This is a genomic window from Azohydromonas lata, from assembly GCF_034427735.1.
Classification (GTDB): Bacteria; Pseudomonadota; Gammaproteobacteria; order Burkholderiales; family Burkholderiaceae_C; genus Azohydromonas; species Azohydromonas lata.
On the sequence record NZ_JAXOJX010000060.1, the window covers coordinates 21,933 to 39,618 of the forward strand.

The 17,686-nt window shown below is 69.7% G+C and carries 17 protein-coding genes; 5 read left to right on the forward strand and 12 right to left on the reverse strand.

Translation table 11 applies throughout. The features are described from left to right. The first annotated feature begins 212 nt into the window (after positions 1-212). Entirely contained in the window at positions 213-2,009 is a 1,797-nt protein-coding gene (locus SM757_RS26695; protein ID WP_322467714.1) for a tannase/feruloyl esterase family alpha/beta hydrolase, read from the forward strand. Positions 2,010-2,179: 170 nt separating this feature from the next. Here SM757_RS26695 and SM757_RS26700 read toward each other — a convergent pair whose 3' ends face one another. Together SM757_RS26700 and SM757_RS26705 are read right to left on the reverse strand one after the other, a co-directional pair. Continuing rightward, positions 2,180-2,644 carry a hypothetical protein gene (locus SM757_RS26700; RefSeq protein ID WP_322467715.1) on the reverse strand — a complete coding sequence of 155 codons (465 nt, stop codon included), beginning with the start codon at positions 2,642-2,644 and terminating at the stop codon, positions 2,180-2,182. Further along, positions 2,625-4,391 carry a PHA/PHB synthase family protein gene (locus tag SM757_RS26705; protein ID WP_322467716.1) on the reverse strand — a complete coding sequence of 589 codons (1,767 nt, stop codon included), beginning with the start codon at positions 4,389-4,391 and terminating at the stop codon, positions 2,625-2,627. Before SM757_RS26705 ends, SM757_RS26700 begins: the two co-directional genes overlap by 20 nt. Positions 4,392-4,625: 234 nt before the next feature. On the opposite strand from SM757_RS26705, the gene uvrA reads away from it, so the two are divergent. The 4 genes from uvrA to SM757_RS26725 all read left to right on the forward strand — a co-directional run bounded on the left by uvrA (position 4,626) and on the right by SM757_RS26725 (position 9,303). Then, positions 4,626-7,517 (forward strand): excinuclease ABC subunit UvrA, encoded by a 2,892-nt coding sequence (gene uvrA, locus SM757_RS26710; protein ID WP_322467717.1) that lies wholly within the window; start codon positions 4,626-4,628, stop codon positions 7,515-7,517. A 100-nt stretch (positions 7,518-7,617) separates the two neighbouring features. Then, a complete protein-coding gene (locus SM757_RS26715) occupies positions 7,618-8,235 on the forward strand; it encodes a 2-hydroxychromene-2-carboxylate isomerase (RefSeq protein ID WP_322467718.1) in 618 nt (205 codons plus the stop codon). Beyond that, entirely contained in the window at positions 8,235-8,900 is a 666-nt protein-coding gene (locus tag SM757_RS26720; protein WP_066330698.1) for a dienelactone hydrolase family protein, read from the forward strand. Before SM757_RS26715 ends, SM757_RS26720 begins: the two co-directional genes overlap by 1 nt. Next, positions 8,890-9,303, forward strand: a complete 414-nt coding sequence (locus tag SM757_RS26725; protein WP_066330697.1) for a response regulator — start codon at positions 8,890-8,892, stop codon at positions 9,301-9,303. The genes SM757_RS26720 and SM757_RS26725 overlap by 11 nt, the downstream gene beginning before the upstream one ends. A 138-nt stretch (positions 9,304-9,441) precedes the next feature. Here SM757_RS26725 and bfr read toward each other — a convergent pair whose 3' ends face one another. From bfr to SM757_RS26775, 10 genes are all read right to left on the reverse strand, one after another. Beyond that, entirely contained in the window at positions 9,442-9,909 is a 468-nt protein-coding gene (gene bfr / locus SM757_RS26730; protein ID WP_066330696.1) for a bacterioferritin, read from the reverse strand. A 150-nt stretch (positions 9,910-10,059) separates the two neighbouring features. After that, on the reverse strand, positions 10,060-10,599 hold the full coding sequence (locus tag SM757_RS26735; RefSeq protein WP_322467719.1) for a cytochrome b/b6 domain-containing protein: 540 nt from the start codon (positions 10,597-10,599) through the stop codon (positions 10,060-10,062). A gap of 5 nt (positions 10,600-10,604) precedes the next feature. Continuing rightward, entirely contained in the window at positions 10,605-10,886 is a 282-nt protein-coding gene (locus SM757_RS26740; protein ID WP_066330693.1) for a PepSY domain-containing protein, read from the reverse strand. A gap of 259 nt (positions 10,887-11,145) precedes the next feature. Next, positions 11,146-11,496 carry an SWIB/MDM2 domain-containing protein gene (locus SM757_RS26745; protein WP_066330689.1) on the reverse strand — a complete coding sequence of 117 codons (351 nt, stop codon included), beginning with the start codon at positions 11,494-11,496 and terminating at the stop codon, positions 11,146-11,148. 297 nt (positions 11,497-11,793) lie between these two features. Beyond that, positions 11,794-12,885: an alpha-hydroxy acid oxidase gene (locus SM757_RS26750; RefSeq protein ID WP_322467720.1), complete on the reverse strand. Its 1,092-nt coding sequence runs from the start codon at positions 12,883-12,885 to the stop codon at positions 11,794-11,796. A 28-nt stretch (positions 12,886-12,913) separates the two neighbouring features. Beyond that, the gene (locus SM757_RS26755) at positions 12,914-13,597 is read right to left on the reverse strand and encodes a Fe2+-dependent dioxygenase (protein ID WP_322467721.1); all 684 of its coding nucleotides are present in this window, start codon (positions 13,595-13,597) and stop codon (positions 12,914-12,916) included. Positions 13,598-13,689: 92 nt separating this feature from the next. Next, positions 13,690-15,990, reverse strand: a complete 2,301-nt coding sequence (locus SM757_RS26760) for a TonB-dependent receptor (protein ID WP_322467722.1) — start codon at positions 15,988-15,990, stop codon at positions 13,690-13,692. 105 nt (positions 15,991-16,095) lie between these two features. Further along, positions 16,096-16,515, reverse strand: a complete 420-nt coding sequence (locus tag SM757_RS26765) for an ExbD/TolR family protein (protein WP_066330682.1) — start codon at positions 16,513-16,515, stop codon at positions 16,096-16,098. A 37-nt stretch (positions 16,516-16,552) separates the two neighbouring features. Beyond that, positions 16,553-17,308 (reverse strand): MotA/TolQ/ExbB proton channel family protein, encoded by a 756-nt coding sequence (locus tag SM757_RS26770; RefSeq protein WP_322467723.1) that lies wholly within the window; start codon positions 17,306-17,308, stop codon positions 16,553-16,555. 3 nt (positions 17,309-17,311) lie between these two features. Continuing rightward, a partial coding sequence (locus SM757_RS26775) for an energy transducer TonB (RefSeq protein ID WP_322467724.1) occupies positions 17,312-17,686 on the reverse strand: 375 nt, incomplete at its 5' end.

Consider the following 17,686-nt stretch of genomic DNA (forward strand, 5'->3'; position numbering starts at 1 on the left):
CGCCGGCTGCGCGGCCCGCCCGCGAGCCTGCACCGCCCGCCCTGAGCCACCCACGCCGGCGCCGGCCCCCAGGGGCCGGCGTTTTTCATTGAAGCCAAGGGTTTACCCCTAAGCGATTGCGCAGCGCGCTCCAGGCCCCTGCGGGCCATAGGCTGCGACAGGCCCGCTGCCGGCGACGCGCCGCGCACGCGGGCCCACACAGGGAGAAAAAGATGACCAGGAAACACCCGACCCCGCACCGGCGGCGCCTTGCCGTGGCGTCCGTGACCGCCGCCGTGGCGGCCCTGCCGGCGCTGGCGGCGCCGGCCCAAACCAGCCAGGACGCGGCCGCGCGCTGCGCCCAACTGCAGGGCCAGACCGTGCCCGCGGCGCACATCGGCCTGCCCACGCGCGATGCCGTCGTCACCCAGGCCACGTTCACGCCCGCGCGGGGCGCGGGCGTGGCGGCGGTGGGCGACACCTGCACCGTCGAGGGCGACATCCGCCCACTGGACCGCAAGGCGCCGCCCATCCGCTTCCAGCTCAGCCTGCCGCAGCCGTGGAACGGCAAGGCCGTGATGTTTGGCGGCGGCGGCTACAACGGCACCACCGCCGTGGGCGGGACCAGCAGCATGACCAGCGGTGGCCAGACCGTCGTGCTCTCCGGCAACGTGCCCGCCGGGCCGGTGGACCACCCGACACCGCTTGGGCGCGGCTACGCCACCTTCGGCAGCGACTCCGGCCACCAGTCGCTGCGCCCCGTGGCCGGCGCCAGCCGCGACGGCAGCTTCGCCGCCAATGAGGAGGCACGGCGCAACTTCGCGGGCGACGCGATCAAGAAGACGCGCGACACCGCCGCCTACCTGATGCAGCGCCACTACGGCCGCCCCGTGCAGCGCACCTACTTCGCCGGCGGCTCCACCGGCGGGCGCGAGGCGCTGCTGGCCATAGGCCGCTGGCCGCAGGACTTCGACGGCGCCATCGCGCTGTACCCGGCCTGGAACGCCGCGGTGCTGAACCTGCACTTCGGCCGCATGACGCGCGCCCTGGCCGGGAAGGACGCCTTCCCCTGGCTGCCCCAGCGCCAGGCGCTGTACCGCGCCGCGCTGCAGGCCTGCGACGCGCTGGACGGCGTGGCGGACGGCCTGATCAGCCATCAGGCCGCCTGCGATGCCGCCTTCGACCCCGACACCGCCACGCTGGACGGCCAGCCGCTGCGCTGTGCCGACGGCACCCGGGGCGACCACTGCCTGACGCCAGCGCAGATCGCCGCCTTCAAGGTGCTCAACAGCGCCACCGTGCCGGCCTTCGCGCTGCCCAGCGGCGAGAAGGGCTACCCCGGCCTGACCACCTGGGGTACCGACTTCGGCTTCGCCGCGCCGGACAAGGACAAGGGCCAGTCGCCCGTGCTCACGCTGGGGTTGGGGACGCTGGCGCCGGCCGCGCCCATGCCGGGCGTGAGCCTGCTGAGCCTCACGGCGGTGGCCGACAGCCCGCCCTACGGCAGCACCTTCTGGGACCAGTGGGTGCGCTACTTCGTCACCGACGACACCACGTACGACCCGCTGGCGCTGGACCCAGAGCGGCCGGGCCCGTGGGAGCGAAGGATCGTGGAGCTGATCGAGCTGCAGGACGCCAACCGCAGCGACTTCTCCGCCTTCCGCGCCCGCAGCGGCAAGCTGCTGCTGGCGCACGGCGTGCACGACGCCCTGGTGAGCAACCGCGCCACGCAGCAGTTCGTGGCCCGCGTGCGCCGCGCCATGGGCGACGCGGCCACGGTGGACTTCCTGCGTTACTACGAGATTCCCGGCTACGGCCACTCGGTGAGCGACCAGTTCAGCGCCGCCTGGGACTCGCTCACAGCGCTGGAGCAGTGGGTGGAGCAGGGCGTGGCGCCGGGGCCACAGGTGGTGATGGACACCAAGGCCGTGCCCGGGCGCACGCGGCCGCTGTGCGAGTGGCCGAGCTGGCCGCGCTACGCCGGCGGCGACGTCAACCAGGCCGCCAGCTTTACTTGCGCCCCGCGCTGAGGCGCGGCGGCGCCTGAGCTTTTTGCAGGCCGCATCGTTCAGAAATCTGAACGATGGCTGCCATTCAATGGGGGGCCGAAGTACAAAAAACTGAACGATGGGGCTGGAGCACGGAAGGTGCGCAGCCCGCTCCTACAGACGGTGTGGCGCGTGTCCCAATCGGCCCCGCCTCAGCGCAGCACCTGCACCGTCGCCAGCGCGCTGTCGCCGTACTGGTTGTAGCTATCCACCGCGCGGGCGAAGAACTGCACGATGCCCGCCGCATCCGCCGGCAGCGCGACGGCGAGCTGATAGGGCGGGGCGCCCACCACGCCCAGGCGCAGCGCGCCGCCGTTGGGCAGCACCTGGTAGAAGGCCACGTAGTCCACGCCGTAGTCGTCGCGCGCGTCGGCCAGCAGCGTCACCACCTGGCCCGGCACGGCCTGCGTCGGCGCCACGGACAGCGCGGCGACGGGCGGGTCGTCGTCGTCCCCCCCTATGCCCACGAACACCCCGCCGCCGCAGCCCGCCAGCAGCGCCGCGGCAGCCAGCAGCACGGCGGCGCGCCGTGGCCGCCACCACGGCCCGCGCACCTTCAAGGCGGCGGGCGGTGCGAGGGCGGCAAGGGACGCGGTTTCAGTCGTGGTAGCGCACATGCACGTAGCTTCCGGGGGCGGGCTCCAGCCCCTGCGGCACGGGGCGTGCCGGCACCCGGCCGCGGCTGTGTTGCACGAGCCAGTCGTGCCAGGCCGGCCACCACGAGCCCTCGCGCGGCTGCGCGCCCTGCGCCCAAGCGTCCGGGGCCACCCAGTGCGCGCCGGCCTCCATGCGGCGCTGCCTGAACCGCCGCCGCGCGTGGCCGGGCTCGGAGACGATGCCCGCGTTGTGCCCGCCGTTGGTGAGCACGAAGGTGAGATCGGTGTGCACCAGCCGGTGCAGTTGGTAGACCGAGCGCCAGGGCGAGACGTGGTCCAGCTCCGTGGCCACGCAGAAGAGGGGCTCGCGGATGTCGCCCAGCGACACCGGCCGCCCTTCCACCGGGTACTGGCCGTGCGCGAGCTGGTTTTGCAACTGGCAGCGGCGCAGGTACTGGCTGTGCATCACCGCGGGCATGCGCGTGACGTCGGCGTTCCAGGACATCAGGTCGTTGGGCTGCAGCCGCTCGCCCAGCCAGAACTCTCGCATGCGGGTGGACCAGACCAGCTCGCGCGAGCGCAGGAACTGGAAGGTCTCGGCCATCTGCCGCCCGGTGAGGAAGCCGCGCTCGGCCATGATGTCTTCCAGCAGCTCCACCTGCGACTCGTCGATCAGCACGCCCAGCTCGCCGGGCTCTGAAAAATCGGTCTGCGCCGCCAGCAGCGTCACGCCCGCCAGCTTGGGCAGTTTTTCGGCGCCTTCCACCTGGCCCGGCCGCGCCAGCGCGGCGGCGGCGATGGACAGCAGCGTGCCCCCCAGGCAGTAGCCGCAGGTGTGCACCGGCTGGTCGGGCATTTGGCGGGCGATGGCGGCCAGCGGGTCCAGCACGCCCAGCGACAGGTAGTCGTCCAGGCTCAGCAGCGCGTCGCCCTCGTCGGGGTTGCGCCAGGACAGGATGAACACCGTGTGCCCCTGGCCCGTGAGCCACTTCACCAGCGAGTTGTGCGGCGAGAGGTCCAGGATGTAGTACTTCATGATCCAGGACGGGACGATGAACACCGGCTCGGCCTGCACCTCGTCGGTGGTGGGCTCGTACTGGATGAGCTCCACCAAGTGGTTGCGGTGCACCACGCGGCCCGGCGTCACGGCCAGGTCCACGCCGGGCAGGTAGGGGTGCTCCGGCGGCGTGAGCGGCTCCAGCCCCTGGCGGCGGCGCCAGCTCTCCAGCCGGTTGAAGGCGCCTTCCACCAGGTTGGCGCCGTGGCGCTCGGCGGTGCGGCGCAGCACCTCGGGGTTGGCCAGGAAGTTGTTGCTGGGCGACAGCATGTCCAGCCACTGCGTGGCGAAGAAGCGGACGACCTGCGCGTGGTGCGCGCTCATGCCGCGAAGGCGGCTGGCGTCCTGCCACCAGTGTTGGGCGGCCTGGTGGGCGCGGGCCATGGGGGCGTAGGGCCACTGGTGCCAGGCGGGGTCGCGGAATCGCGCGTCCTGCGCCAGCGGGCCGCTGCAGTCGCCGCTGAGGCATTCGGCCATGGCCTCCACGGCGTGCTGTTGGGCCGAGATCGCCAGCCGCGCCGCGTTGGCCGGCTGCGAGGCCAGGTGCCAGCCCCAGTCGGCCAGCGCCAGCCCCAGCGAGATGGGCGAGAGGCCGCCCGTCACGTGGGCCACGTTGGCGTGCAGCAGCCGGTCCATGGCGTGGGCGGCCTTCAGGGCGTCCGGCGTGTCCGCGCCGGCTGGCGGCTGCGGCACGTCGGCCAGTGATGCCACGGGGGCCGCCGGCGGCAGGGCGGCTGAGGTGGCGGGAACCGAATCAGCAAAACGCCGCAGGGTGTCGTCGTTCATGGCGGGCCGGTATACGCCTGCGGCGGCAAGCCGCCATCGGGGGATCGCCGCACCCTCGTCGGCGGGTTGACGGACTGCACGGTGCTTGGCCCTGGAGCTGGCAGGCCGGTGCCGCGCTCTGGCTATGATGGCCGGTTGACCCGAGCCGAGTAGAAACCCTTGAATCACGAGACGCCTGCGATCCGCGTGCGCGGCGCACGCACGCACAACCTCAAGAACATCGACCTGGACCTGCCGCGGCAGGCGCTGGTGGTGATCACCGGCCTGAGCGGCTCCGGCAAGAGCTCCCTGGCCTTCGACACGCTGTACGCCGAAGGCCAGCGCCGCTATGTGGAAAGCCTTTCGGCCTACGCGCGGCAGTTCCTGCAGTTGATGGACAAGCCCGACGTGGACGTGATCGAGGGTTTATCCCCCGCGATCTCCATCGAGCAGAAGGCCACCAGCCACAACCCGCGCTCCACCGTGGGCACGGTGACGGAAATCCACGACTACCTGCGCCTGCTCTACGCCCGCGCGGGCACGCCGTTTTGTCCGCAGCACGCGCTGCCGCTGCAGGCCCTGAGCACGGCGCAGATGGTGGACTCGGTGCTGGCGCTGCCGGAGGACACCAAGCTGCTGCTGCTGGCGCCCGTGGCGCGCGGCCGGGTGGGCGACATCGCCCCGCTGCTGGCCGACCTGCAGGCGCAGGGCTACGTGCGCTTCCGCGTGGACGGCCAGATCCACGACATCGACAACCTGCCGGCCCTGAGCGAGGGCACGCACGACATCGACGTGGTGGTGGACCGCGTGCGCATTCGCGCCGAGGAGGGGGGCGGCACGGGCGGCCTGCGCCAGCGCCTGGCCGAGAGCTTCGAGAACTGCCTGCGCATAGGCAACGCGCGCGCGCTGGCCGTCGAGATGGACGCGGGGCGCGAGACGCCCTTCAGCAGCCGCTTCGCCTGCCCGCACTGCGACTACTCGCTCACGGAGCTGGAGCCGCGGCTGTTCTCTTTCAACTCGCCCACGGGCGCCTGTCCGAGCTGCGACGGCCTGGGCCACGTGACGGTGTTCGACCCCGAGCGCGTGGTCGCCTTCCCCTCGCTGAGCCTGGCCAGCGGCGCCGTGAAGGGTTGGGACCGGCGCAACGCCTACACCTTCGGCACGCTGCAGGCGGTGGCGGCGCACTACGGCTTCGACCTGGACACGCCCTTCGAGGAACTGGAGGCGGAGATCCGGCAGGTGCTGCTGCACGGCTCCGGCGCGGAGGAGATCGAGTTCACCTACGAGGCCGAGGGCGCGCGCGGCAAGTCGCGCAGCGTGAAGCGCTCGCACCCCTTCGAAGGCATCCTGCCCAGCCTGACGCGGCGCCTGCGCGAAACGGACTCCGCCGCCGTGCGCGAGGAGCTGATGCGCATGCAGCACGCGCAGGCCTGCCCCGAGTGCCGCGGCACGCGGCTGCGGCGCGAGGCGCGGCACGTCTTCCTGCACGCGGCGGATGCACAGCCGGGCGAGACGGGCAAGTCCATCTACGAGGTCGAGCACGCGACGCTGGCCGACGCGCTGGCCTACTTCCAGGGCCTGACGCTGCGCGGCGCCAAGGCGGCCATTGCCGACAAGATCGTCAGCGAGATCCGCAACCGGCTGCGCTTCCTCAACGACGTGGGCCTGAACTATCTGAGCCTGGACCGCAGCGCCGACACGCTCTCCGGCGGCGAGGCGCAGCGCATACGCCTGGCCAGCCAGATCGGCAGCGGCCTGACGGGCGTGATGTACGTGCTGGACGAGCCCAGCATCGGCCTGCACCAGCGCGACAACGAGCGGCTGATCGCCACGCTGCAGCACCTGCGCGACCTGGGCAACTCGGTGCTGGTGGTGGAGCACGACGAGGACATGATCCGCGCCGCCGACCACGTGGTGGACATGGGCAAGGGGGCCGGCGTGCACGGCGGCCACGTCATCGCCCAGGGCACGCCGCAGGAGGTGATGGACCACCCCGAGTCGCTGACCGGCGGCTACCTGGGCGGGCGGCTGAGCATCCGCGTGCCCAAGGAGCGGCGCAAGTGGGAGGCGGGCACGGGGCTGCGCATCGTCAACGCCACGGGCAACAACCTCAAGGGCGTGAGCATCGAGCTCCCCGTCGGCCTGCTGACTTGCGTCACCGGCGTCTCGGGGTCGGGCAAATCCACCCTGGTCAACGACACGCTGTACGCGGCCGTGGCGCGCAAGCTCTACAACAGCCACCTGGAGCCCGCGGAGCACGACGCGATCGAGGGCCTGGAAGCCTTCGACAAGGTCATCAACGTGGACCAGAGCCCGATTGGGCGCACGCCGCGGTCCAACCCCGCGACGTACACGGGCATGTTCACGCCCATCCGCGAGCTGTACGCCGAGGTGCCCACCGCGCGCGAGCGCGGCTACGGGGCGGGGCGCTTCAGCTTCAACGTGGCGGGTGGACGCTGCGAAGCCTGCCAGGGCGACGGCGTGATCAAGGTGGAAATGCACTTCCTGCCGGACGTGTACGTGCCCTGCGACGTCTGCCACGGCGCCCGCTACAACCGCGAGACGCTGGAGATCCTCTACAAGGGCCGCAACATCACCCAGGTGCTGGGCATGACGGTGGAGGAGGCGGCGGAGTTCTTCAGCGCCGTCCCAGCCATCTCGCGCAAGCTGCAGACGCTGCTGGACGTGGGCCTGGGCTACATCACGCTGGGCCAGAGCGCCACGACGCTCTCCGGCGGCGAGGCGCAGCGGGTGAAGCTGGCCCTGGAGCTGTCCAAGCGCGACACCGGCCGCACGCTCTACATCCTGGACGAGCCGACCACGGGGTTGCACTTCGCCGACATCGAGCTGCTGCTGCGCGTGCTGCACCAGTTGCGCGACGCGGGGAACACCATCGTCGTGATCGAGCACAACCTGGACGTGATCAAGACGGCGGATTGGCTGATCGACATGGGCCCCGAAGGCGGTTCCGGTGGCGGGCGGGTATTGCTGGCCGGAACGCCCGAGGATTTGGCGGCTTGCAAGGAAAGCCATACGGGACGGTTTTTGAAGCCGTTACTGGAGAGGGGTTGAGGAGCGGGGCTCGCGCCCCCTCCTAAGCAACCATCCCCAGGAGGGCCGCCCCGATTGGGCTAAGGTGCCGCACCTTTGTCGCCCTGGACTGACGCCCTCCATGAGCCTTGCCATCGACTACTACTTCGCCCCGAATTCGCCGTGGGCCTACCTGGGCCATCGGCGCTTCCAGGACATTGCGCGCCAGTACGGCGCGGTGGTGCGCGTGCTGCCCGTGGACCTGGGCGGGCGCGTCTTCCCGCTCACCGGCGGGCTGCCGCTGGCCAAGCGCGCGCCGCAGCGCCAGGCCTACCGGCTCCTGGAGCTCAAGCGCTTCAGCGAGTGGCTGCACGCGCCGCTCAACCCCACGCCACGCTACTTCCCGGTCAACCCGGACGACGCCGCGCGGCTCATCGTCGCCGTGGACCTGCTCGACGGCCCCGACGCCGCCATGGCGCTCACCGGCGCCGTGATGCGCGCGGTGTGGGTGGAGGAGAAGAACATCGCCGACGAGGCGACGCTGGCCGAGCTGCTCACCGCCCAGGGCCTGAAACTTGCCCGCCTGGACGACGCCCACACCCAGCGCGTGCACCTGCGCTATGAAGAAGACTCGCAGCGCGCCATTGACGCCGGGGTGTTCGGGGCGCCCAGCTACGTCATAGACGGCGAAATCTTCTGGGGCCAGGACCGGCTGGACTTCGTGGAGCGCCGCTTACAGCAACTCAAGGGAGAACGTTGATGCCCGTGCAAGAACTGCAGGCCGCCGATGGCCACCGCTTCGGTGCCTTCGTGGCCCGCCCCCAGGGCACGCCGCGCGGCGCGCTGGTGGTGCTGCAGGAAATCTTTGGCGTGAATTCGCACATCCGCGCCGTGGCCGAGCGCTATGCAGCCGAGGGCTACGTGGCCATCGCGCCGGCGCTGTTCGACCGGCTGCAGCGCGGCGTGGAGCTGGGCTACACGGAGGACGACGTCCAGCGCGGCCGCGAGCTGAAGATGGCGTCCAAGCAGGACCTCGCGCTGCTGGACATCGCCGCCGCGGTGGCGGAGGGCGCACAGGCGGGCAAGGTCGGCATCGTCGGCTATTGCTGGGGCGGGCTGATGACGTGGCTGGCGGCGTGCAAGGTGGACGGCCTGTCGGCCGCCATCAGCTACTACGGCGCCGGCATCCCGGACCAGGCGGCGCTGCAGCCGCGCTGCCCCGTGCTCATGCACTTCGGCGAGCGCGACCACCTCATCCCGCAGCCCCAGGTGCAGGCCTTCACGCAGGCGCGCCCGGAGGTGGAGGTGCACGTCTACCCGGCCGACCACGGTTTCAACTGCGACCAGCGCGCGGCCTTCGAGCCCGCCAGCGCCGACTTGGCGCGACAGCGCACGCTGGACTTCCTGCAGCGGCATGTCGGCTGACGTTTCTTCCCCCACGGGCGGCGACCAGGCCAGGCCGCCCCGGCGCGTTCTCTACATCGAGGACGAGCCGCTGAACGTGCTGCTGATGACGGAGATGTTCCGCGGCCAGGCGGGCTGGTCGCTGCAGGTGGAGCCGGATGGCGCCTCCGGCCTGCGGGCGGCGCGCGAGGACGCGCCGCAACTGCTGCTCATCGACATGAACCTGCCGGACATGACGGGGCTGGACATCGTCGCGGCGCTGCGCGCCGATCCGCTCACGGCCCAACTGCCCTGCATCGCGCTGTCGGCCGACGCCATGCCCGAGCAGGCGCGCGCGGCGAAAAAAGCCGGGTTCGACGACTACTGGACCAAGCCCATTTCCATCGCGCAGATGTGGAAGGCGCTGGAGGCGTGGCTGCCTTGAGGGCACCGGCTCGGCGCGGGTAAGCCCGTTTTCGCCACACCCGCGAAGGTGGGTGTCCACGAACGCCGGGCAGCAGCGTGGCCAGCGTGGATGCCCGCTTTCGCAGGCATGACGAGAAAGTGCGCCGGCCCTGCCGGCTCAGCCCATCTGGCTTTGCAGGTAGTTCTGCAGGCCCACGGCGTTGATCAGGCCGAGCTGCTGCTCCAGCCAGTGGGCATGGTCTTCCTCGGTGTCTTCCAGCATGGGCAGCAGCAGGTCGCGGGTGACGTAGTCGCGCTCGCGCTCGCACAGGGCGATGACCTCGCGCAGGTGCGTGATCACCGAGTACTCCACCGCCAGGTCGGCCTGCAGGATGCCGGGCACGTCCTGGCCCACGTTCAGCGGCGAGGGGACCATGTTGGGCCGCCCGCTGAGCATGAGGATGCGCTTGATCAGCACGTCGGCGTGGCCGGTCTCGTCCTCCATCTCGTGCGAGATGCGCGCGGCCAGCTTGGTGTAGCCCCAGTCCTCCAGCATGCGGGAGTGGATGAAGTACTGGTCGCGCGCGGCGAGCTCGCCCGTGAGCAGGGCGTTGAGGGCATCGATGACGGCAGGGTGGCCTTGCATGTCGTGAGCGGGAAAACAAGTTGCTGACGCGCGCATCATGCGCGCGGCGGCGTCGGCCGGGCCTGCGCTTCACAAGGCCTGGTCGTGAAATAAGACCGCTATGAAGGCGTGCCGGCCCGGCGCCGGGCTGGCGCCCGCCGGGTTTTGGCGTTAATGAGAAGCGTCCTCGCCTGCGCGCTTGCGGCCGGTGAGCATGGCGGCGGGCAAGTTCTCGCGCCAATGCCAGCTCATGCTGGCCACGCCCAAGAGGTGCACCACCACGCAGACGATGAGCGCGTCGGCCAGCCAGGCGTGGATGTCCACGGGCCAGTCCTCGCCCCAGAAGGCGTCGAGCCGGCTGATCCAGCCCGTGAGGCCCAGCAGCAGCACCAGCAGCCACAGCAGCCACACCATCCACAGGCCCAGCGGGTCGTGGGCCACACAGCGCGGCGCGCCGGCCTGCAGGTAGCCGCGCGTGGCGCAGAGAGAGGGCTTGAGCGCGCCCAAGCTGGCCGGGCCGCGCGCAAGCAGCGCCCACAGCAGCCGCACCGCCACGGCGCCCACGCCCACGTAGCCGATCAGGCGGTGGATCTGGTCGCCGTCGTCGCGCACGAGGTTGACGAGCACCACGGCGGCCAGCGTCCAGTGCGCCAGCCGCACCAGGGCGTCCCAGACGCGCACGCGGGCGGCGGTTGCGGGCGCGACGGGCATGGCCGTCAGTCCCCGTACTCGGTCTTGACGGGGTTGAGCGTCTTGGCGTCGTAGTAGATCTCGACCTTGCGGCCGTCCGGCGCGCGGCCGTAGATCTCGTAGCAGTTGCCGTCGACCTTGAACTTGTTGATCTTGTAACCCTGGGCCTCGATGCGCGAGCGTGCGTCGTCTTCCTTGAGCCATTCCTCCTTGGGATAGGCCTTGCAGTTGGCCTTGGCGAAGGCGGCGGTGGAGCCCAGGCTGGCAGCAATGCCCAGCGCGGCGGCGGCGAGAACGACAGGCTTCATGGCTTCCCTTGCGTGAAGTTGAACAGGCTGCGGCAGCCTATCACAGCAATGAGAATCGTTCTCAATTCATGGCCAGAAACCAAGCCCGTGCGGGCGGGAAAACGATGGGCGCCCCGATAGACAGCAGAGCGTGGGGAAGTGCGCGGGCTGCGCGGCGGCAAGCACGATCAGGCGCCCATGAAAAAGCCGGCGCTGAGGCCGGCTTTGCAGTGGAGGCGGGCGGGGGTGGCGCGTTGGCGGCGCCTTCAGCCCGCTGGTCTCACTTGAGGTGTTCGTTGATGAGCTTGGTCATTTCGAACATGGACACCTGAGGCTTCTTGAAGATGTCCTTCAGCTTGGCGTCGGCATTGATCATGCGCTTGTTGGCAGCGTCCTGAAGGTTGTTGGCCTTGATGTAGTCCCACACCTTCTTGGTGACTTCGGTGCGCGGCATGGGCTTGTCGCCGATGACGGCCGCGAGTTGGGCGCTGGGCTTCATTTCCTTCATGAAAGCAGCGTTGGGGCTGCGCTTGCCGGCTTCGGCAGGCTTGGCTGCCGTCTCGGCCTTCTTGGCGGCCGGGGCCTTCTTGGCCGCGACCGTCTTGGACGCGGCTTTCTTTGCAGTTGCCATTTGGATTCTCTCCATCAATTACTGGTTGATGCGCCGGGTGGGGCGAAGGCTGCGTGAACCCTCTTTTCTCTGCGGCACCCTGCGGGGCAAATGGTACTGCGCGCCCAGGGGAGTGAGAAGCCAAGTCCGCTGTATTTCCCTCTAGGAAACCGGTTTCAGAATCACTTGCGTCAACATGCGTGGGCCATTTGTGGCACGGCCGCATCAAAAGCCGGCCTGCCGGTGGCGACCAGCGGTTTCAGGCCGGGTGCAGGCGCGGCACGGGGCGAAGCTGCCCTTGCTCCATTTCAGGACGCCTCAGGAGGCTTTGTCGAGCAGGCGCGGGTTGATGTCGGCCACGCGGGCGCAGCCGGTGAGGGCCATGGCAATCTCGAATTCGTCGCGCACCAGGCGCAGCACGTGGGCCACGCCCAACGCGCCTGCGGTGGCCAGGCCGTGCAGCACGGGGCGGCCCAGCAGCACGGCGTTGGCGCCCAGGGCCAGGGCCTTGAGCACGTCGGTGCCGCGGCGCACGCCGCCGTCCACCAGCAGCGGCAGCGCGCCGCCCAGGGCGTCGGCGATGCGCGGCAGGACGCGCGCGGTGCTCACGGCGGTGTCCAGGGTGCGGCCGCCGTGGTTGGAGACGATGAGGCCGGCCGCGCCCGCGGCCAGTGCCTGGCGCGCGTCGTCGGGGTGCAGCACGCCCTTGAGCAGCAGCGGCAGCCGCGTGGCCGAGCACAGCCAGGCCACGTCGTCCCAGGTCGGTGCCTGCGCGACGATTTCACTGAAGAAGTCAGCGTTGGGCGGCGGCGGTGCCTGCGGGCGCAGGTTGACCGCGGCGATGCCCGGCGGCAGCCGGAAGCCGGCGCGGCGCTCGCGGTCGCGTGCGCCGGAGGAAGGCGCGTCCACCGTGAGCACCAGGGCTTCAAAGCCTGCGGCCTCGGCGCGCTCTATCAACTCCAGCGTGTGGGCGCGCTCGCGCTGCAGGTAGAGCTGGAACCACAGCGGGCCGCGGCCGGCCTCGTCGCGGACGAGCGCCGCCACGTCCTCCATGCGCAGGCTGGCCTGCGCGCTGAAGACGAACCCGGCGCCCTGCGCCGCGGCGGCCAGCGCGGTGGCGGCCTCGCCGTCGGGGTGGGCCAGGCGCTGGTGGGCCATGGGCGCGACCAGCAGCGGGCTTTGCAGCGGCCGGCCCAGCAGTTCGATGGCGGCGCTGCCGTTGGCCAACGACCGCAGCACGCGGGGGATGAGCCGCAGCGCGTCCCAGGCCTCGCGGTTGGCGCGCAGCGTGATCTCGTCGCCCGCGCCGCCGCAGAGGTAGGCCCAGGCGGCGGGGTCCATGCGCTCGCGCGCGTGGGGCTCGTAGTCGGCGGTGCAAGCGACGTCGGCCGGGATCTGCGGGCGGTTCATGGCGGTGCTCGGTGGATCAGGCCGCGGCTCAGGTGTCGGCCCACATGCGCAGCAGGTTGTGGTAGGTGCCGGTGAGCGCGACGGCCTCGGCCGATTCGCCCTCGCGCTCGCGCAGCCGCATGAGGGCCATGTCCAGGTCGAACAGCAGCCGGCGCTGCTCGTCGCTGCGCACCATGCTCTCTATCCAGAAGAAGCTGGCGAGGCGGTGGCCGCGCGTCACGGGCGCCACGCCGTGCACGCTGGTGCCGGGGTAGAGGACCATGTCGCCGGCGGGCAGCTTCACCCGGCGGCTGCCGAAGGTGTCGTCTATTTCAAGCTCGCCGCCGTCGTACTCGTCGGGGTCGGCGAAGAAGAGGGTGCAGGAAACGTCGGTGCGCACGCGCACGCCGCCCTGCGCGGTGTGGCGCACGGCCATGTCCACGTGCGGGCCGTAGGTGTTGGCCGTGCCGCCATAGCGGTTGAACATGGGCGGAAAGATGCGCTTGGGCAGCGCCGCGGAGAAGAACAGCGGGTGGCGCTCGAGCGCGCGCAGGACGATGGCCTGCAGCGCCTGCGCCTGCTCGCAGCGCGAGGGCAGCTGTTCGTTGTTCTTGACGACGGCCGACTGCGCGCCGGCGGTGGCGCGGCCATCGGTCCAGGGCGCGTCGCGCAGGAGGTCGCGGCACTGCCGCAGTTCGTCTGGCGTGAGGACTTCGGGAACGTGGAGAAGCATGGGTGCTCGCGCAGTGGTGGGTTGTCAAGCAGGCACGGCGGCCATTTCCTGCAGGAAGCGGCCACCGTGCTCAGGCTTCAAGACGGATCAGATCAGAACTTGGTGATCAGCGTCGCCTGCACCAGCCGGCCAAAGCCAGGGATGTAGTGGCCACGGTAGAGCGAATCAGCGTAGTACTTGTCGGCCACGTTGTTGACGTTGACCTTGAGCGACATCTTGTCGTTGAAGGCGTACTCGCCCATCAGGTCCACGGTGGCCCAGCCCGGCACTTCCCAACGCGAGTCGTCCGGGTTGGTCGTACTGACCGCGAGGTCGGCCGGCGCCTGCTTGCTGCGGAAGTTCACCCCAGCACCCAGACGCAGTTGGGGCGTGAACTGGTAGGTGGTCCAGATCGTTCCGCTGTGTCTGGGCGTCAGGCCTGGACGGTCACCCTCGCGGTTGCCGAAGGTGGCGCTGGCGGCCTTGTCCACCTTGGCCGAAGGAATCCACATGTACGAGCCGTACACCTCCCACTGCGGCGTGATTCGACCGGTGAGGTCAAGCTCGAAGCCCGTGGCGTGGCGCTTGCCCGACAGCAGGAAGGAGTCGTTGGACGGCTCGTCGAGGTTGCGCTCGTTCTTCTTGGTGGAGCGGAACAGTGCCACACGGGTGGTGAAGCGACCGCTCTCGCTGTCCAGCTTGGCACCGAGCTCCAAGTTCTCACTGGACTCGGGCGGCGTGTTGGCCAGCTTGGCCATATCCACGTTGCCGCTGCCACCGTTGACCAGCAAGTCGGCCGACGTGTTGAAGGAATTGCCCCACGAGAAATAGTAGGACTGCAGATCATTGGGCTGGAACAGCACGCCGAAACGCTGGCTCCATTCGGAAGCCTTGAACGTTTGAGATGTGGTGTCATCGGCGACCGAGATGCGTCGGAAGTCCACCTTGGTCGAGTCATAGCGCACGCCGCCCAAAACCTTCCAACTCGGCGCCACCTGGACCAGATCTTGTGCGTAGACGCCCCAGTTGTGCCCGTCGTAGCCGGACATGGGGCTCAACACGCGCTGGCTTTCATCAACCCAGGGGTTGCCCAGCTCGGTGCCGTCGACGCGGACTTGACCCTTGTTGAGGTTGACGCCCGTTGGCACCGTAGCCCGGTAGAGGGTTTTCTCATCCTTGGCAAAGTCCACGCCCGCCAGCACTGAGTGCTTGACGCCCAGCGCATCAAACTTGGCGCTCAGGTCGCTTTGAAGCATGGTCGTTTCAAAGTCCTGGATCTTGTTTTGAGCACCCCGGTTAAGCACGGTAGACGGCCCGAAGTTGCTCAAATCCACTGCAGCGGGGTTTGCGATAGGGTTTGCAAGAGTGCCTGCGGTCCCAGCAAAACGGATGGTGCTGGCGTGCTGGTCGCGCTCGAAACGTCCCTTGCGAAGCGAGGTGCGCAGCTCGACAGTGTTGCTGAAGCGGTGCAGGTGGGTCAGCGTACCCATGGAGGCCGCGCCATCGTTGTAGTCGCTGGCCGCGCCGAAGTAGGCCGACGGCTTGAGGCCCGGCAGCAGGGTATTGAGCGAAGGTGTGGACGTCGGACCGGCAGTGGACCTGATCCACGGCAGCCCGTAGTTCATGCCGTTGTTGTTGTTGAGGTGGAACAACGACACCGTGAACTCGTCAGATGTACCTATGCCGGTGCGGAAGGCGCCTGCGGCACCGCCTTTCTCAATGCTGCTGCCTGAGCCGTTGTTGTCGGCCTTGGTGTACATCGCGTTCAAGCGCAGCGCCGACTCGTCGCCGGTCTGGATGTTGAAGTCGCCGGTGATGCGGCGGTAGGCATGGTTGCCCAAAGTCGTGCGCACCTCGTGCTCATCGCTGAGCTGCGGCAACTTGCTGACTTGGTTGACGGCACCACCGGTGGAACCGCGGCCGAACAGCATGGAGGCCGAGCCACGCAGCAACTCCAGGCGGTCGTAGTTGAAGGTGTCGCGCTCGTAAAAGGCCGGGTCGCGCATGCCGTCCACGAAGATGTCGCCCGACTGCTGCAGAGAGAAGCCACGCAGCCGGATGTCCTCCTCGCCACCCTCGGCGGCCATGAAGCTCACGCCACCGGTGTTCTTAAGCGTTTCCTTGAGCGTGTCGAGGTTGCGGTCCTCAATGAGCTTTTCCGTCACTACCGTCACGGACTGCGGGATGTCGCGCAGCGCCTGCTTGCCCTTGCCTATGGTGGTGGTGGTGGTGCGCAGGCTGTCGTTGCCCTTGGGCTCGCCGGCGGCCTTGGCGCGCACGGCGGGCATCACGGCCTCGCTGTCCTTGGCGGCCGGGGCGTCGGCCTGCTGCGCCAGCGCGGCGCCGGCAATGCTGAATCCCGCGGCCAGGGCGCCCAGCGGCAGCAGGGCGCGGCGGTCGGTTCTTGTGGTCATGCAAATCTCCAGGGTGAGTTCGGCCGGAACGCACGCGGCGCCCGTTCAAGAGGGAAGGGGAAACGGGGAACGGGCGCGCGGCGGTAGGCCGCGCGGCCCGCAGGATCAGGGCGTCTCTGGCGTGCTGACGAAGCCGACCTTGGACAGCCCGGCCTTGGAGGCGTCGGCCAGGGTTTCGGCCACGAAGCGGTAGGCCACCGACTGGTCGGCGCGCAGGTGCACTTCCGGCTGCGGATCCTTGGCGCCCTCGGCGGCGAAGCGCGCGGCGGCGTCCTCGCGCGTGACCATCTCGCCGTTCCAGAAGCGCTGGCCGGCGGCGTCGATGGCGAACTCCACCTTCTGCGGCGGCGCCTGGTTGACGGCGCTGCTGGCCTTGGGCAGGTCCAGCTTCACGGCGTGGGTGAGCAGCGGCGCGGTGACGATGAAGATCACCAGCAGCACCAGCATCACGTCGATGAGCGGGACCATGTTGATGTCGGACACCGGCGCGGAAGAGGTCTTGCGGTCGAAGCTGGCGAAGGCCATGGCTTGGGCTCCTTGGAATCGGTCGGCGCGTGGGGCGTCAGCTGGCTGCGCGCAGGCCGCGCACGTTGCCGCCTTGCTCGGCCGCCGGCTCGGCCGACGCGGGCTTCATGGTCTGGCCCATGGACAGGAAGGTCAGCAGCTCGAAGGCGAAGGCGTCGAGCCGGGCATTGAGCACGCGGTTGCTGCGGGTGAAGGCGTTGTAGGCGACCACCGCGGGGATGGCCACGGCCAGGCCGATGCCGGTCATGATCAGTGCCTCGCCCACGGGGCCGGCCACCTTGTCCAGCGTGCCCGCGCCGCTCATGCCGATGGCCAGCAGCGCGTGGTAGACGCCCCACACCGTGCCGAACAGGCCCACGAACGGCGCGGTGGCGCCCACGGTGGCCAGGGCGGTCAGGCCGTTCTCCAGCCGGGTGGTTTCCTCGTCCAGCACCTTCTTGATGGTGCGGGTGACGAAATCCTGCGCCGAGCCGGCCTCGCTGAGCTTGGCCGAGCCGTACTTGGCGTGGTGCGACTGCGCGTGCATGGCATGCGCGGTCAGGTGCGAGAACGGGTCGTGCGCGCCGTGGGTGCTGATCTCGTTGCCCACCTCATCGAGCGAGCGCGCGTCCCAGAAGAAGCGCAGGAAGTGCTCGCTGCGCCTCTTGCGCAGCAGGTGCGCGATGCCCTTGATGGCAATCAGCGCCCAGGACAGCACCGACATGCCCACGAGGATGAGCAGCAGGCCTTTGCCCACGGCATCGCTTTGGGCCAGGAAATGGGCGAAGCCCACGGCGGTTTGGGTTTCGTTCATGGCTCATTCCTCCAGTTCGAAGATCAGGGGCATCAGCACCCAGAAGGCGTGGGGCTGGCCGTTTTCCATGTAGGGCTTGAAGCGGGTGGCGCGCACGGTGGCGAGCGCCGCCTCGTCCAGGCGGGCGAATCCGGAGGAGCGCGTCAACTGCATCTGCTGCGGCATGCCCCTGGCGTCCACCAGCACGCGCACGTTGACCCGGCCGGACTCGCCGGCGCGGCGCGCGGCGGCCGGGTAGTTCAGCACCGGCGGCGTGAGGTACTCGACGGCGCTGATGGCGATGGTCTTGGGCTGCGGCGGCGCGGCCGGTGGCGCGGGCGGCGCCGGAGGCACCGGTGGGGCCGGCGGCGCGGCCACGGGCGCGGGCGGCTCCAGCGG